The organism is Xanthomonas melonis (assembly GCF_020783655.1).
Lineage (GTDB): Bacteria > Pseudomonadota > Gammaproteobacteria > Xanthomonadales > Xanthomonadaceae > Xanthomonas > Xanthomonas melonis.
Map to the genome: position 1 here is coordinate 383712 of NZ_JAJGQH010000001.1, position 16339 is coordinate 400050.

The 16339-nt window shown below is 66.3% G+C and carries 13 protein-coding genes; 7 read left to right on the plus strand and 6 right to left on the minus strand.

All coding sequences use genetic code 11. From position 1 onward, the window contains the following. Nucleotide 1: 1 nt before the first annotated feature. Nucleotides 2-427 (minus strand): nucleoside-diphosphate kinase, encoded by a 426-nt coding sequence (gene ndk / locus LL964_RS01630; protein WP_002812972.1) that lies wholly within the window; start codon nt 425-427, stop codon nt 2-4. Between the two features lie 218 nt (nt 428-645). On the opposite strand from ndk, the gene LL964_RS01635 reads away from it, so the two are divergent. The 3 genes from LL964_RS01635 (at nt 646) to LL964_RS01645 (ending at nt 5028) form a co-directional block, all read left to right on the plus strand. Further along, nucleotides 646-1278, plus strand: coding sequence for a TetR/AcrR family transcriptional regulator (locus LL964_RS01635; RefSeq protein ID WP_104587130.1), 633 nt, complete (start codon nt 646-648; stop codon nt 1276-1278). Nucleotides 1279-1303: 25 nt separating this feature from the next. Continuing rightward, the gene (locus LL964_RS01640) at nt 1304-3676 is read left to right on the plus strand and encodes a 3-hydroxyacyl-CoA dehydrogenase/enoyl-CoA hydratase family protein (RefSeq protein ID WP_104587131.1); all 2373 of its coding nucleotides are present in this window, start codon (nt 1304-1306) and stop codon (nt 3674-3676) included. 146 nt (nt 3677-3822) lie between these two features. Next, complete coding sequence (locus LL964_RS01645; RefSeq protein WP_104587132.1) at nt 3823-5028, plus strand: acetyl-CoA C-acyltransferase; 1206 nt, start codon at nt 3823-3825, stop codon at nt 5026-5028. Nucleotides 5029-5365: 337 nt separating this feature from the next. Here the strand turns inward: LL964_RS01645 and crcB are convergent, their stop codons facing one another. The 5 genes from crcB to LL964_RS01670 all read right to left on the minus strand — a co-directional run bounded on the left by crcB (nt 5366) and on the right by LL964_RS01670 (nt 12686). Continuing rightward, nucleotides 5366-5767, minus strand: a complete 402-nt coding sequence (gene crcB / locus LL964_RS01650; RefSeq protein WP_104587133.1) for a fluoride efflux transporter CrcB — start codon at nt 5765-5767, stop codon at nt 5366-5368. A gap of 184 nt (nt 5768-5951) precedes the next feature. Next, nucleotides 5952-7241, minus strand: a complete 1290-nt coding sequence (locus LL964_RS01655) for a replication-associated recombination protein A (RefSeq protein ID WP_267190318.1) — start codon at nt 7239-7241, stop codon at nt 5952-5954. A 159-nt stretch (nt 7242-7400) separates the two neighbouring features. Continuing rightward, complete coding sequence (lolA, locus tag LL964_RS01660; protein WP_167395303.1) at nt 7401-8072, minus strand: outer membrane lipoprotein periplasmic chaperone LolA; 672 nt, start codon at nt 8070-8072, stop codon at nt 7401-7403. A gap of 62 nt (nt 8073-8134) precedes the next feature. Then, nucleotides 8135-10060: a DUF3857 domain-containing transglutaminase family protein gene (locus LL964_RS01665; protein WP_104587135.1), complete on the minus strand. Its 1926-nt coding sequence runs from the start codon at nt 10058-10060 to the stop codon at nt 8135-8137. A gap of 271 nt (nt 10061-10331) precedes the next feature. After that, a complete protein-coding gene (locus LL964_RS01670) occupies nt 10332-12686 on the minus strand; it encodes a DNA translocase FtsK (RefSeq protein ID WP_104587136.1) in 2355 nt (784 codons plus the stop codon). A gap of 284 nt (nt 12687-12970) precedes the next feature. Here LL964_RS01670 and trxB point away from each other — a divergent pair, with 284 nt between their 5' ends. The 4 genes from trxB (at nt 12971) to infA (ending at nt 16252) form a co-directional block, all read left to right on the plus strand. Then, entirely contained in the window at nt 12971-13939 is a 969-nt protein-coding gene (trxB, locus tag LL964_RS01675; RefSeq protein ID WP_104587137.1) for a thioredoxin-disulfide reductase, read from the plus strand. Nucleotides 13940-13996: 57 nt separating this feature from the next. Further along, nucleotides 13997-15115: a GNAT family N-acetyltransferase gene (locus tag LL964_RS01680; RefSeq protein ID WP_104587138.1), complete on the plus strand. Its 1119-nt coding sequence runs from the start codon at nt 13997-13999 to the stop codon at nt 15113-15115. 88 nt (nt 15116-15203) lie between these two features. Next, nucleotides 15204-15953 (plus strand): leucyl/phenylalanyl-tRNA--protein transferase, encoded by a 750-nt coding sequence (aat, locus tag LL964_RS01685; protein WP_104587139.1) that lies wholly within the window; start codon nt 15204-15206, stop codon nt 15951-15953. Between the two features lie 80 nt (nt 15954-16033). Next, nucleotides 16034-16252 (plus strand): translation initiation factor IF-1, encoded by a 219-nt coding sequence (gene infA / locus LL964_RS01690; protein WP_002813418.1) that lies wholly within the window; start codon nt 16034-16036, stop codon nt 16250-16252. Nucleotides 16253-16339: the final 87 nt, after the last annotated feature.

The following is a 16339-nucleotide window of genomic DNA, read 5'->3' on the forward strand; positions in this document are numbered from 1 at the left end:
CTCAGCGCGAGACCACTTCGGTGGCGGCAAAGAAGTACGCGACTTCGTTGGCTGCGTTCTCGACCGAATCCGAGCCGTGGGCGGCATTGGCATCGATCGAATCGGCGAAATCGGCACGGATGGTGCCCGGCGCGGCGTCCTTCGGATTGGTGGCACCCAGCAGATCGCGGTGCGCGGCAACGGCGTTCTCGCCTTCCAGCGCCTGGATCATCACCGGGCCGGAGATCATGAACTCGACCAGCGCGTTGAAGAACGGACGCTCGCGGTGCACGGCATAGAAGCCCTCGGCCTCACGGCGCGACAGCTGCTTGTACTTGGCGGCCACGACCTTCAGGCCGGCCTTCTCGAAGCGGCTGTAGATTTCGCCGATCACGTTCTTGGCGACCGCGTCGGGCTTGATGATGGACAGGGTGCGCTCCAGCGCCATGGGAAGTTCTCCGTTGGGCGGGCCACTGAAGGCCCGAGGTTATCATGAAAAAAACCCGCGTCAAAACGCGGGCTTAGGCTTCTTTGCGATGGTCAATTCTATCTGGTTGCCGATCCGTTTGCACACCGCCCCCTGAATCGTGCTGCGGCGCCGCATGACCTGGCTGTGATAGACCCCGTAGACTCAAACAATCGTTTGATTGAGCGCTTTCCGGACGCATGCCCAAGCCAGCCCACTTTTCCACCAAGGACCGCATTCTCGGTGCGGCCGAGGAGCTGTTCGCCCAGCACGGATTTGCCGGCACCTCGCTGCGCCAGCTCACCACCCAGGCCGACGTCAACATCGCCGCGGTGAACTACCACTTCGGCTCCAAGGAGAATCTGGTCAACGAGGTGTTCCGGCGGCGCATGGACGAGATGACCGCCGCGCGGCTGCAGCAGCTGGAAGCGGCCAGGAAATCGCAGCCCGGTGAACTCACCGCGGTGCTGGCGGCATTTGTCGAGCCGGCCCTGGCGATGGCCCAGGACCGCCAGAACGGGGGCGCCTTCGTGCGCGTGATCGCCCGCGCCTACGCCGAGAAGAACGACAACCTGCGCAAGTTCCTGTCCGACCACTACGGCCACGTGCTGCGCGAGTTCGGCAAGGCCATCGCCGCCTGCGTGCCGGGCCTGAGCAAGGAAGAGCTGTATTGGCGGCTGGACTTCCTGGCCGGCGCACTGACCTACGCCATGGCCGACTTCGGCCTGATCAAGCGTCCGCCCGGCGTCAGCGAGGCCGACCATCGTGCGCGTGCGGCGCGCGAACTCATTCGTTTCGCGGAGCCCGGCTTCCGCGTTCATTCCACACCGTAAACGTTCCACCAAGAGGCCAATCGCTATGTCCAATCCGTTGCTAGTCCGTCGCGCCGCCGTGCTCGGTGCCGGCGTCATGGGCGCGCAGATCGCCGCGCACCTCACCAATGCCGGTGTCGACACCGTCCTGTTCGACCTGCCTGCCAAGGACGGCCCGGCCGACGGCATCGTGCTCAAGGCCATCGCCAACCTGGGCAAGCTCAGCCCTGCCCCGCTGGCCAGCAAGGCGCTGGCCGAGGCGATCACGCCCGCCAACTACGAGAGCGGTCTGGAACAGCTGCGCGACTGCGACCTGATCATCGAGGCGATCGCCGAGCGGATGGACTGGAAGCAGGACCTCTACAAGAAGATTGCCCCGTTCGTGTCCGAGCATGCGGTACTGGCCTCCAACACCTCGGGCCTGGGCATCAACAAGCTCTCCGACGTGCTGCCCGAGCAGTTGCGCCACCGTTTTTGCGGCGTGCACTTCTTCAACCCACCGCGCTACATGCACCTGGCCGAGCTGATTCCGGCCAAGGGCACCGACAAGGCCGTGCTGGAAGGGCTGGAAGCGTTCCTGGTGACCACGCTCGGCAAGGGCGTGGTGTATGCGAAGGACACTCCGAACTTCATCGGCAACCGTATCGGCGTGTTCTCGATCCTGTCGACCATCCACCACACGCAGGAGTTCGGGCTCGGCTTCGATGAAGTGGACGGCCTGACCGGCCCGTTGGTAGGCCGCCCGAAGTCGGCGACCTACCGTACCTCCGACGTGGTCGGCCTGGACACCATGGCGCATGTCATCAAGACCATGGGCGACACCCTGCCCGACGACCCGTGGCATCAGTATTTCAAGGCGCCGAAGTGGCTGGACGCATTGATCGCCAAGGGCGCGCTGGGCCAGAAGGTCGGCGCCGGCATCTTCCGCAAGGTCGGCAAGGACATCGTGGTGCTGGATCTGGAGAAGCAGGACTACCGTCCGGCTGACCGGGCGGCTGCGCCGGAAGTGGTCGAGATCCTCAAGATCAAGAATCCGGCCGAGAAGTTCGCCAAGCTGCGCGAGAGCCAGCACCCGCAGGCGCAGTTCCTCTGGGCCACGTTCCGCGATCTGTTCCACTACAGCGCCTACCACCTGGCCGATATCGCCGAGACCGCGCGCGACGTGGACCTGGCGATTCGCTGGGGCTACGGCTGGTCGCTCGGCCCGTTCGAGACCTGGCAGGCCGCCGGCTGGAAGCAGGTGGCGCAGTGGATCGCCGAAGACATCTCCAACGGCAAGAGCATGAGCAGCGCGCCGCTGCCGAACTGGGTGTTCGATGGCCGCGACGGCGTGCATGGCGCAGAAGGGTCGTACAGCCCGGCGCGTGATGCCAAGCTGCCGCGCTCGGCATTGCCGGTGTACAAGCGCCAGCGCTTTCCGGACCCGCTGCTCGGCGAGAAGTTCTCGCTGGGCGAAACCGTGTTCGAGAACGACGGCGTGCGCATGTGGCATGACGGCGACGACGTCGCGGTGGTCAGCTTCAAGACCAAGATGAACACCGTTTCCGACCATGTGCTCGACGGCTTGCAGGAAGTGGTCGGCCGCGCCGAGAAGGACTTCGCCGGCCTGGTGATCTGGCAGCAGAAGGAACCCTTCTCCGCCGGCGCCGATCTGGCCGGCGCGCTGGGCCTGCTGCAGGCCGGCAAGGTCGATGCGTTCGAGGCGCTGGTGGCCAACTTCCAGGCCACCAGCCAGCGCATCAAGTATTCGCAGGTGCCGGTGATCTCTGCCGTGCGCGGCCTGGCGCTGGGCGGCGGTTGCGAGTTCCAGATGCACAGCGCCAAGACCGTGGCCTCGCTGGAAAGCTACATCGGCCTGGTCGAAGCCGGGGTCGGCCTGCTGCCGGCCGGCGGCGGCCTGAAGGAGATCGCGGTGCGCGCCTCGGTCGCTGCGGGCCCGGGCGGCGACGTGTTCGCCGAACTGAAGAAGACCTTCGAGACCGTGGCGATGGCCAAGGTCTCCAACTCGGCCGTCAACGCCAAGGAACTGGGCCTGCTGCGCGCCACCGACAAGGTGGTGTTCAACAGCTACGAGAGCCTGCACATCGCCAAGGCCGAGGCGCGCGCACTGGCCGAGGGCGGCTACCGTGCCCCGCTGCCGGCACGCCGCATCCAGGTGGCCGGCGACGTCGGCATCGCCACCTTCAAGATGCTGCTGGTCAACATGCTGGAAGGCCGCTTCATCAGCGAGTACGACTACGAGATCGCCAGCCGTATCGCCACGGTGGTCTGCGGTGGCGAAGTCGATCGCGGCGCACTGGTGGACGAAGAGTGGCTGCTCAAGCTCGAGCGCAAGCACTTCGTCGAGCTGGCCCAGCAGGAAAAGACCCAGGCGCGCATCGGGCACATGCTCAAGACCGGCAAGCCACTCAGGAATTGATTGAAGCCGGGACCCGGGACTCGGGACCCGGGACCCGGAAAGGCAAGAGCCGCTACTGGGCGCTTTTGACCTTCCGGGTCCCGGGTCCCGGGCCCCGGGCCCCGGGCCCCGAACAAGCACTCTCCCAGCCATTCGAGACCCATCCCATGACCCGACAGATCCAAGAAGCCTACATCGTCGCCGCCACCCGTACCCCGGTCGGCAAGGCGCCCAAGGGCGTGTTCCGCAATACCCGTCCCGACGACATGCTCGCGCATGTGCTGCGCGCCGTCGTCGCGCAGGCGCCGGGCATCGATCCCTCACGCATCGACGATGCCATCATCGGTTGCGCCATGCCCGAAGGCGAGCAAGGCATGAACGTGGCGCGCATCGGCGTGCTGCTGGCCGGCCTGCCGAACTCGGTCGCCGGCCAGACCATCAACCGCTTCTGTTCGTCCGGTATCCAGGCGGTGGCGATGGCCGCCGACCAGATCCGTCTGGGCAATGCCGACCTGATGCTGGCCGGCGGTACCGAGTCGATGTCGATGGTGCCGATGATGGGCAACAAGGTTGCGATGTCGCCGAGCGTATTCGCCGACGACCATGTCGCCATTGCCTACGGCATGGGCATCACCGCCGAGAAGGTGGCCGAGGAGTGGAAGGTGTCGCGCGAGGATCAGGATGCCTTCGCGCTGGCCTCGCACCAGAAGGCGATCGCCGCGATCGCCGCTGGCGAGTTCCGCGACGAGATCACCCCGTACGAAATCCTCTCGCATCAGCCGGACCTGGCCGGCAATGCGATCGCGCTGCGCAAGCGCCTGGTCGATACCGACGAAGGTCCACGTCCGGACAGCTCGCTCGAAGGCCTGGCCAAGCTGCGCCCGGTGTTCCGCAACGGCCAGTTCGGCGGCAGCGTCACTGCCGGCAATTCCTCGCAGATGAGCGATGGCGCCGGTGCAGTGTTGCTGGCCTCCGAGCAAGCGATCAAGGATTACGGCCTGACCCCGCTGGCGCGGTTCGTCAGCTTCTCGGTCGCCGGCGTGCGCCCGGAAGTGATGGGCATCGGTCCGATCGCGGCGATTCCCAAGGCGCTCAAGCAAGCCGGCCTGAGCAAGGACCAGCTGGACTGGATCGAACTCAACGAAGCCTTTGCCGCCCAGGCGCTGGCGGTGATCCGCGACAGCGAGCTGGATCCGTCCAAGGTCAATCCACTGGGCGGCGCGATTGCGCTGGGCCACCCGCTGGGCGCGACCGGCGCGATCCGTGCCGCCACCCTGGTGCACGGCCTGCGCCGCCGCCAGCAGAAGTACGGCATGGTCACCATGTGCATCGGCACCGGCATGGGCGCGGCAGGGATCATCGAAGCCCTGTGAGTCACCCAATGCAGGATCGGCCGCCGTGCCGGTCCCGCCATGCATCCAGGTCGTCGACGGGGGCGTGCGAAAGCACGCCTTCTGCCATTCACAGGCCTGGGAAACGGCCGGCGCTGGCTGGCTGCGACACACACGTGAGCTCGCATGGCCTGGGACACCCCCCACAAGTCGGCGATGCACCCATCTGATCGCTGCCATCCAAGGCAGCACCACGTCGGTATCGGTGCTGCTGCGATTGCACGTGGAAATCCCGGAACAACCGTCGCGCACGTCCCGGCGCGGCAGGACATCGCTACACGCAGATTGCAGCTCCCGGCGACCGCCGGAGGACGATGACCTACCGCGCAACCAGCCAGTGCCCGGCACGCGCGCCGGCAAATACCAGGGCCAGCCCAGCCACCAACGTCACGGCCAGATAGATGCCGATCAGCATGGAGCGATCGCTGCGGGCGAAGACCAGGCACTCCATCATCAACGATGAAAATGTGGTCAACCCGCCGATCACGCCCACGATCAGCAGTGCCCGCAGCGGCCAGCTCGCTGGCCCGCGGGCATCCAGCCAGACCAGCAAGACCCCTGCGACGAAGGACCCGAGCAGGTTGACCGCCAGCGTGCCCCACGGGAACCCCGTTCCGAAGCGCTGCAACAGCGAGGCGCCGATCGCAAAACGCAGCCCGGATCCCAACGCGCCACCGGCCATCGCCAATAACAATTGCTGCCACCACACCGGGGCATTCATGCCTGCGCTCCGCTATCGGCCATTGGAATGCTGAAAGAAACGCGTTGCGACCTCGGCAGCATCATCCTGGATCCAGACACGGGACCGGAGCATGCACCAGCCGCACCGACACGACTGGTCGCAGGCATCGTCGGCATGCAGATGCGCGCGATTCTAGAAGTAATGGCATCCGCTGGCCTGCCGATCATGCGATGGGTTTGCGTGCCTTGTCGGCCCGCGCCTGTGCTCGCGCCTCGCGCAAGCGATCGAGCTTTTCCTTGAGCTTGATTTCCAGCCCTCGCGGCACCGGGTGGTAATAGACCTGCTCGCCCATCGCGTCCGGGAAACCGGTCTGGTCCAACGCGATGCCATCCTCGGCATCGTGGTCGTACTGGTAATCCTGGCCGTAGCCCAGCGTCTTCATCAGCTTGGTCGGCGCGTTGCGCAGGTGCATTGGCACCTCCTGCGTGCCGGTGGCACGCACCTCGGCCTTGGCCTGGTTGAAGGCAGCGTAGCCCGCATTGGATTTGGCGGTGCTTGCCAGGTACAGCACCAGTTGCGCGAACGCCAGTTCGCCCTCCGGGCTGCCCAGCCGTTCATAGATGTCCCAGGCCTCCAGCGCCATGCTTTGTGCGCGCGGGTCGGCCAAGCCTATGTCTTCGATCGCCATGCGGGTCAGCCGCCGCGCCAGGTAAGCTGGATCGCAGCCGCCGTCGAGCATGCGCGTCAACCAGTACAGCGCCGCGTCCGGATTGGAACTGCGTACGGATTTGTGCAATGCCGAGATCTGGTCGTAGAACTGCTCGCCGCTCTTGTCGAAGCGGCGGGTGCGATCGGCCAGCACCTGCAGCAGGGTCTGCGGAGTGATCTCCCCGCCCTCGCCGGTCGCCAGTTCGGCGGCGATCTCCAGCAGGGTCAGTGCACGCCGCACGTCGCCGTCGGCAGCGCTGGCGATTTCCAGCAGCGAGGCGTCCGAGACCCGAAGGGGTTCCTGACCCAGCCCGCGCTCGTGGTCGTGCAAGGCACGCTGGAGCGCTTCGACGATGTCCTGCGGCGAGACCGATTCCAGCACGTGCACGCGGCAACGCGACAGCAACGCGGAATTCAACTCGAACGATGGATTTTCAGTGGTGGCACCGACGAACAGGATGGTGCCGCGCTCGATATGCGGCAGGAAGGCATCCTGCTGCGCCTTGTTGAAGCGGTGCACCTCGTCGACGAACAGCACGGTGCGGCGACCGCCGGCGAACCGCTGCGCGGCCTCGGCCAGCACCTGCCGCACGTCGGGCAGCCCGGACAGCACCGCAGAGATGGCCTTGAATTCGGCATCGGCATACTGGGCGAGCAATAGCGCCAGGGTGGTCTTGCCGCACCCGGGCGGGCCCCACAGGATCATCGAATGCACCCGCCCGGACTCCACCGCGCGGCGCAGCGCGCTCTGCGGCGTCAGCAGCCGCTTCTGCCCCACCATCTCGTCCAGCGTGCGTGGACGCATGCGCTCGGCCAGCGGACGCAGATGCTCCGCATCTACGCTGAGCAGATCGGTTTCGGGAGCGATGGGGGGCTTGGTTCGTGCCACGTGCCATTGTATCGCGTCCGCCAGCGGCCTTCTGCGAACGAGGCCGTTGGCTGCACGCTTGCTGCAAGCAATGGCTTATTGCGCGTCGCCGACCACGTCCACACCCTTGCCCGGCGTGTAACGGAAGGTATCCGCCGCGAATGCCGGATTGCGCTTCCAGCCGCTGAAGCTGATCGCGGTGCGCTGCCCCACCGCATCCACCACTTCCATCCTGGCCAGGCCGTCCTTGCCAAAACCCAGCGAGGCCATCTGGAAGCTGGCCTCGGTATCGACCTTGGGCGTCAGCGACAGCCATTGCAGCCCGTCGCGCGGCGCGGCTTCCTCGCTGACATCGTATTGCTTGTCCAGGCGTGCCGGGTCGATCAGCGCGACCAGCGGGCTGTTCTGCTCCTCGCTGCCCTGCGCGCGCACGGTCACCTGCTCCAGGTCGGGATCGAACACCCAGACCTTCCGGCCATCGGCCACGATCAGCTGCCGGTACGGCTTGGCATACTCCCACCGGAACAGGCGTGGCGCCGACAACGCCACCCGCCCACTGGAGCGCTCCTTGACCCGGCCATTGGCATCGCTGACCTGCTGGTTGAACTGGCCGTCCAATCCCTTCAGCCCACGGGTGAAGGTATCCAGCTCCTGACGTGCGCCGGCGACTGCGGTGCCGGCGAACAGGGCGGTGGCGAGGATGGCGTAACGGAGCTGGCGATGCATCGCGGTCTTCCAGAAAGGACTGCGCCAATTCTGATCCTTCATGGATGAATGGGCGAGCGCTGTCGCATGCAGGCGTTCATGCATCGGGATGGCCGCCTGTCTCTTCATTGCGCCGTTTGCACCTTGCCCAGATCGCCGTAGACGATCTGACCGCGAAAGCCGCGCCGCACCTGCTGGTAGAGCTCGCGGAATGCGCGGTAGTCCTGCGGCTGGCAAAGCGCTTGCGGGCCGCGGATGGCCGCGCGTTGCAGCCGATGCACGGCGGTGACCGTCTGCCCCTGCCGCGTCCACTCCACCGCGTATTCGCCGGCGGCGTTCCGGAAGCGGCTGCTGCGCGGGATCGCGATAATGGGCACCGTGTCCGGGAAGCTCACCACGTAGGTTTCCTCACGCACGCTGTCGTTGCAGTAGAACGGCGTCAGATTGTCTTCGGCAGAGGTGGTGGTATAGATCGCCCGCGTGGACTCGGCGCCGGGCATGTCCGGCAGGGTCATGCCGCCGACCACCGAGAAATCCACCGCGTCGTCGGCCTTGAAGCTGTAGCGGTAATTGAATGGCGCCCCCAGGTTCAGCGGGTCGCCCTGGATCAGCAGATCGCCGGTCCCCACGAAGCCGGATTGGGCAATGATGGACTCCTCGATGCGATTGCGGTTCTGTGCATTGAGCTGCACGAACATCGCACGCAGGCCCACTTCCCCGGTCTGCCCGCTGTCCAGGGTGGTCAGCCCGTGCAAGCCGCCCTGCGGAGTGAAGCGATATTCGGTGCGCGCAACATAGCGATTGACCTTGCGGTCGTTGGGCGGCGTGTAGGTGAGCTTGCCGTCGCGGGTATGCACCACGGGCGCACCGAGGTCGCTGGCCGGCAGTTGACCGAAACGCGCGTAGGGATTGGTCGAATCGAGATAGAGATCGAAGGCCGGAATGTAGGTGATGGCGTGGTTGAAGCGTCCCAGCACCGGAATCGGCGGCAGGGTCGGCCCGCCTTCGGCGCCGATCAGCACCGGCGTGCTGGCAATGCCCTTGGCAGCCAGCAGCGCCTCCAGGATCACCGTGTGATCCTTGCAGTCACCGTAGTGGTTGGTCAGGATACTGTCGGCACTGTTGGGCTCCAGCCCGCCATTGCCCAGGTACACCGCCACATAGCGGATGTTGCGCGCCACCCAGTGATACAGGGCAGCCGCCTGTGCGCGTGGGTCTTCGAGGCCGTCGGTCACCTGGTCGGCCAGGGCCTGGATCGCCGGCGTGACCGCGGCGGCGCGCCCGCCCTTGACATGGTAGGCCAGGCCCATCTGCGACCAGCTGTCGAAGGTGCTGGCCATCAGGGTCGGGCTGAACTCCCAGGTCGCCGCGCTCCAGTTCTGGTTCTTCATCGGCGCGCTGCGTCGATAGTGCCATTCCCAGCGCGCCTGGTCGCCCCGCACCACCGGTTTGCTGCCGCCCTGCAGCCCGCGCACCGACAGATGCATCGGCAACGACTTCGGCGCCACCAGGGTGACCACTGCATCGTCGTACTGCGCGAACACGCTGAAGGTCTCCCACAGGCTGAAATAACCGGGGAAATACGGGGTGTTCTGCGCCCGTCGCACGCGGTAGACGATGCGCGCGCCCGGTGCCAGGTTCGGGAACACCACCACCTTGACCTTGCGGTCGGCATACATCGCCGCCGAGGCGCTGGAATAGCTTTCCTGGGTGTAGATCTTGTCGCTCGCCACGTCCTGGCGCAGCCCTTCGGCAGTGACGGTGTAGGCCGCCAGCACCTCGAGGGTCTCCATTTTCTCGCTATAACTCAGCCGCACCTGGCTGAACTGCTCCACCGCCGATTTGGTCTTGAGCAGGATCTCGTATTCGTCGGTCTCCACGCTGCTGGCGTCGGCGCGCACCTCGTAATCGGCGCGATAGCGCACGAAACTGTAGTTGGTGTCGGCCTGTGGGCGCGCTGCGGCCCCGGCAGGCGCGACCTGCTGCTGGGCCTTGGCCAGCGGCGGCACACAGAACAACAGCGCGAGCAACAACAAAGGTCGATGCAACATGGGTCTCGATCGGGATGAGCCGGAGCGGCGCTTGCCCGACAGGGTAGCCGTTGCGTCCGGCAATGACAGGCATGGACTTCCAACAACGGCGCATCGATGCGCCCGGCCCCCCTTCCGATGCCGGCGCGCGTCGTCGGGCGTTCCCGTCGCAGCGGATATCCCGCACTCGGCCGACAAGGCCGAACGCCTCGCCGGCCAGGAGCGTGCAACCGCGCGAACCGGCTGCGAACCGCGCACGCCGCGGGCGTGCGGATCGCCAGCGTCGCGCCGCCTACTTCGGCGGCGGTGGCGCCAGTACGCTGCGGTCGCCGTTGTGCTCGGGCGGGCTGACCACGCCGGCCGCCTCCATCGCTTCGATCAGGCGCGCGGCGCGGTTGTAGCCGATCTTCAAGCGCCGCTGCACGCCGGAAATCGACGCGCGCCGGGTCTCGGTGACGATGCGTAGGGCCTCGTCGTACAACGGGTCCGACTCGTCGCCGCCGCCGCCGCTGCTTTCCGGCAGGCCGGTGGCGCCGACCACGGTGCCATCGCCCATGGTCTGCACTTCGTCCAGCACGCCTTCGACATAGGACACCGGCCCGCTGGCCTTGAGGTGCTCGACCACGCGGTGCACTTCCTCGTCGCTGACGAAGGCGCCGTGCACGCGGTCCGGCAGCGCCGTGCCCGGCGGCAGGTACAGCATGTCGCCGTTGCCCAGCAGCGCCTCGGCGCCGGACTGGTCCAGGATGGTGCGCGAATCGATCTTGGAGCTGACCTGGAACGCCACGCGGGTCGGGATGTTGGCCTTGATCAAACCGGTGATCACGTCCACCGACGGCCGCTGGGTGGCCAGGATCAGGTGGATGCCTGCCGCACGCGCCTTCTGTGCCAGCCGCGCGATGAGTTCTTCGACCTTCTTGCCGACGATCATCATCATGTCGGCGAATTCGTCGATGAAGATCACGATGAACGGCAGCGTTTCCAGCGGCCGCGGCGCCTCGCCCAGTTCCGGGTTGGGCTTGAACAGCGGGTCCATCAGCGGCTGGCCGGCATCGATGGCGTCCTTGACCTTCTTGTTGAAGCCGGCCAGGTTGCGCACGCCCACCGCACTCATCAGCTTGTAGCGGCGCTCCATCTCGGCCACGCACCAGCGCAGGCCGTTGGCGGCCTCCTTCATGTCGGTGACCACCGGCGCCAGCAAATGCGGAATACCCTGGTAGACGCTCAGCTCGAGCATCTTCGGGTCGATCATCAGCATCCGCAGTTCCTTGTGCGATGCCTTGAACAGCAGGCTCAACACCATCGCATTGACGGCTACCGACTTGCCCGAGCCAGTGGTACCGGCCACCAGCAGGTGCGGCATGCGCGCCAGATCGGCCACCGTCGGGCGGCCGGCGATGTCCTTGCCCAGCGCCAGCGTCAGCGGGCTGGCCGACTTGTCGTATTCCTTGGAACGCAGCAGCTCAGACAGGAAGATCATCTCGCGGGTGACATTCGGGATCTCCAGGCCGATCACCGACTTGCCCGGGATGACATCGACCACACGCACCGACTTGACCGACAGCCCGCGCGCGATGTCCTTGTCCAGCGAGCTGATCTGGCTGACCTTGATGCCCGGCGCCGGCTCGATTTCGAAGCGGGTGATCACCGGGCCCGGATAGGCCCCGACCACCTGCGCCTCGATGCGGAAATCCTTGAGCTTGAATTCGATCTGCCGCGACAGCGTTTCCAGGGTTTCTTCCGAATAGCCCTTGGCCTGCGGTTTGGGGTCGTCCAGCAGCGCCAACGGCGGCAGGTCCGAACCGTCGGTGCTGACGCCCTGGAACATCGGGATCTGGGTGTCGCGCTTGGCGCGCTCGCTCTTTTCCACCACCGGTGCCGGTGGCGGCTCGATCTTCACCGGCTCGCGCTTGGCCTGCTTGACCGCATCGACCTTGCGCACCTCTTCGCGCTCCTCGCGCATCACCCGGGTCTGCTGCCATTCGCTGGCCTGGTGGGTCTTGCGCTGCAGCAGCGGCCCCAGCGCCAGTACCCACTTGCCGATGCGCTCCATCACCGCGAACCACGACAGACCGGTGGCCAGCGTGACCGACACCAGCAGCAGCACCACCACGAACAGGTTCGCGCCCAGGGCGCCGAAGCCGGAACTGAGCGAGCCGCTGACCAGCTTGCCGAGGATGCCGCCAGCCTCGGCAACCTCGCCATGAAACAGGCGAAGGTGCAGAAAGCCGGTCGAGGAGATCAGGAAGCCCACCATGCCGACCAGCCGCAGCGCAGGGCCGAGATCGCTCTGGCTCTGCTCCTCGCGATCGCCGATCAGCGCGATCCAGGCCACCGCGCCCAGGATCACCGGCAGCAGGAACGCCACGTAACCGAACAGCTGCAGCAGCACGTCCGCCGCCATGGCGCCGAAGCGGCCGCCCATGTTGTGGATCGGCGCGACCAGATTGCCGGTACGCGACCAGCCCGGATCGGTGGCCGAATAGGTGAACAGGCTGGCCAGCAGGTACAGCAGCAGCGGCGCCACCGCGATCAATGCCAGATCGCGCCAGAGCTTCTGCCGGCGCGGGTTGTCAGCCGCCGCCGTCTTGCGCGGCGAGGCTTTGCCCTCTGCGGGCTTGCTGCGTTCGGGAACCTGCTTTGCCACCTGTAGCCAGACCTTAGAAAAATGCTGTTAGTGTTTGATAATAAACGACTGCGGCTGCGGTTACAGCAGTCGGACGAGCAGCGGTTGCCGCGGCACGTCGCCGCCAACGAAAAACGCCGCGCAAGGCGGCGTCGGACACGCAAGGTGGGGCAACCATGCCATCTGCGGTTCAAGCAGTTCCATCGCGCCGCCTTGATTCACCGGGTGGGGACCGCCACTCTATGCCGCCACGGGGGCGCGATCGACCTGCGCCAACCCCATCAATTCCTAGATCGCGAGTATACATGAGCGCCTCTTCTGCCAGTTCCGCCAAGCATTCCCGCCTGCTGATCCTGGGTTCCGGCCCGGCCGGCTGGACCGCCGCGGTGTATGCCGCCCGCGCCAATCTCAAGCCGGTGGTCATCACCGGGCTGCAGCAAGGCGGCCAGCTGATGACCACCACCGAAGTGGACAACTGGCCGGGCGACCCGCATGGCCTGATGGGCCCGGACCTGATGACCCGCATGCAGGCGCACGCAGAGCGCTTCGAGACCGAGGTCGTCTTCGACCACATCCACACCGCCGACCTGTCGCAGCGGCCGTTCCGGCTGATCGGCGACAGCGCCGAATACACCTGCGACGCACTCATCATCGCCACCGGCGCTACTGCCAAGTACCTGGGCATCCCCACCGAAGAAGCCTTCAAGGGGCGTGGCGTGTCCGCCTGCGCCACCTGCGACGGGTTCTTCTACAAGGACCAGGACGTGGTGGTGGTCGGCGGCGGCAACACGGCCGTGGAAGAAGCGCTGTACCTGTCCAACATCGCCCGCAAGGTCTACCTGGTGCACCGCCGCGACACCCTGCGCGCGGAGAAGATCATGCAGGACAAGCTGTTCGCCAAGGTCGCCGCCGGCAAGATCGAGACGGTCTGGCACCACGCGGTGGACGAGGTATTGGGCAACGATGCCGGCGTGACCGGCGTGCGAGTCAAATCCACCCTCGACGGCAGCACCCGCGACATCGATGCGCACGGCTTCTTCGTGGCCATCGGTCATCACCCCAACACGCAGTTGTTCGATGGCCAGCTGGCCATGAACAACGGCTACCTGGAGATCCGCTCGGGCCTCAACGGCGCGGCGACCGAAACCTCGGTGGCCGGCGTGTTCGCCGCCGGCGACGTCGCCGACCAGCATTACCGCCAGGCGATCACCTCGGCCGGCTTCGGCTGCATGGCCGCCCTGGATGCCGAGCGCTACCTCGACAAGGGCGTCTGAGATGGCTGCCGACCGCCGGCCGCGCTGCGCGGTCGGCATGTCCCACGGACCCAACGCATGAGCGCCACCGCCCGCTGGTGCCGCCGCCTGGACGAACTGCCGGCCGGCGCCTGGGATGCGCTGCACGATGGCACGCACCCCTTCGTCAGCGACGCGTTTCTGCAAGGCCTTGAGCGCGAAGGCTGCCTGCGCCCGGACTGGGGCTGGAGCCCGCTGCACCTGACGCTGTGGGAGGGCGACACCCTGGTCGCCGCGGCGCCGGGCTATCTGAAGAACAACTCGCACGGCGAATTCGTCTTCGACCACGCCTGGGCGCATGCGTATGCGCGTTACGGGCAGGAGTACTTCCCCAAGTGGCTGTGTGGGGTGCCCTACTCGCCCGTGACCGGGCCACGCCTGCTGGGAGAACCCAGGTGGCGCCCCCACCTGCTGGCGGCGATGCGCGCGCTGGTGGAGCGTAGCGGCCTGTCCTCGGCGCACGTGAACTTCCACCGGGCCGAGGAAGACGACGCCTTCGATGCCGACTGGCTGGAACGCAACGACCTGCAGTACCACTGGCACAACGACGCCGGCTGGACCGACTTCGAGGCATTCCTCGCTGCGATGGACCATAAACGGCGCAAGAACATCCGCCAGGAGCGCGCCAAGGTGCAGCGTGCCGGGATCCGGATGCGTGTGGTTCACGGCGACGAAGCCAGCCAGGACGATCTGGCGGCGATGTATGGCTTCTATCTCAAGACCTTCAACGAATACGGCAACTCGCCGGCGCTGACGCCGCAGTTCCTGCAGCATCTGGCGACGGCCATGCCGCGCCAGTTGGTGATGTTCCTGGCCGACCTCGATGGCCGGCCCATCGCCGGCGCGCTGTGTCTGCGCGGTCAGGAGACCTTGTACGGGCGCTACTGGGGCGGCCAGGCCCTGCCCGGCCTGCACTTCGAGACTTGCTACTACCAAGGGCTGGAGTACTGTCTGCAACAGGGGCTGCGCCGTTTCGAGCCCGGCGCGCAGGGCCAGCACAAGATCGCCCGCGGCTTCCTGCCCAGCCTGGTGCGTAGCCGCCACTGGATCGCCGATCCGGATTTTCGCGCCCCTTTGGCGCAGTGGTGCGCGGACGAGCGCCTGGCGGTGGCCCAGCACGCCCGCGAGCTGGCCGAACACAGCCCGTTCCGCGATTGACCTCACGCGGTAGCTCAAAGATATCGCGGGCGCTGGGCAAAGACGCCCCCGCAGCCGCGAGCTGCGGACAGGGCTTTACACTCATCCCATGTCGCGCCCTATCCCCTTCCTGCTCGCCGCCGATCCCGCGGCGCCGTTTCCGCCCGCCGAGCAGGCGCTGCGCGAACCCGACGGCCTGCTGGCGGTCGGTGGCGATCTGTCGGCACCCCGACTGCTCAATGCTTATGCGCACGGCGTCTTCCCGTGGTTTTCCGATGGCCAGCCGATCCTGTGGTGGAGCCCGGACCCGCGCATGGTGTTCCGTACCGACGGCGTGCGGCTGTCCTCGCGCTTCAGGCGTCAGCTGCGCAACAGTACCTGGACCGTCCGCGCCGACACTGCGTTCGAGCAGGTGATCACCGCCTGCGCGGCGATTCCGCGCGCCGGCCAGGATGGCACCTGGATCACCCTCGCCATGCAGCGGGCTTACCTGCGGCTGCACCGTCTTGGACATGCGCATTCGATGGAAGTATTCGACGGCGCGCGCCTGGTGGGCGGCATCTATGGCGTGGCGATCGGCCGGATGTTCTTTGGCGAAAGCATGTTCAGCGCGGTGAGCGGCGGCTCCAAGGTGGCGCTGGCCGCGTTGGCCGCCCACCTGCATGCCCGCGGGTGGCCGCTGCTCGATGCGCAGGTGGAAAACCCGCACCTGCTGAGCCTGGGAGCCGAACGTCTGGCACGTGCGGACTTCCTGCAGCGCGTGCAGCATCAGGTCGCCCAGCCGGAGCCGGCGGGCAGCTGGGCGGCGCAATACGGCGAGCTCCCGGCGCGTGAGCTTTGTGAGGCTCGCTTAACATAAAATTTGCGCCACGGGGAGATGGCGCGTAAAATGCCGTCCCTTACGGCCCTGCCGGGCCAGCCGTGATTGCACAGGATTACATGTCGAAAGACGATTCCATTGAGTTCGAAGGCAGCGTCAGCGAGACGCTTCCCAACACCACGTTCCGGGTCAAGCTGGAAAATGGGCACGAGATCATCGCCCACATCTCCGGCCGCATGCGCAAGAACTACATCCGCATCCTGACCGGCGACCGGGTCAAGGTCGAAATGACGCCGTACGACCTCACCAAGGGCCGTATTACCTACCGCATGAAGTAAGCGGTTCGGTGCTGAGACGCAAGGCGGCCTATGGCCGCTTTTTGTCGTGCCCGCGATTTGTCTTGCGCGGCCCGTGCAGGCAGACAC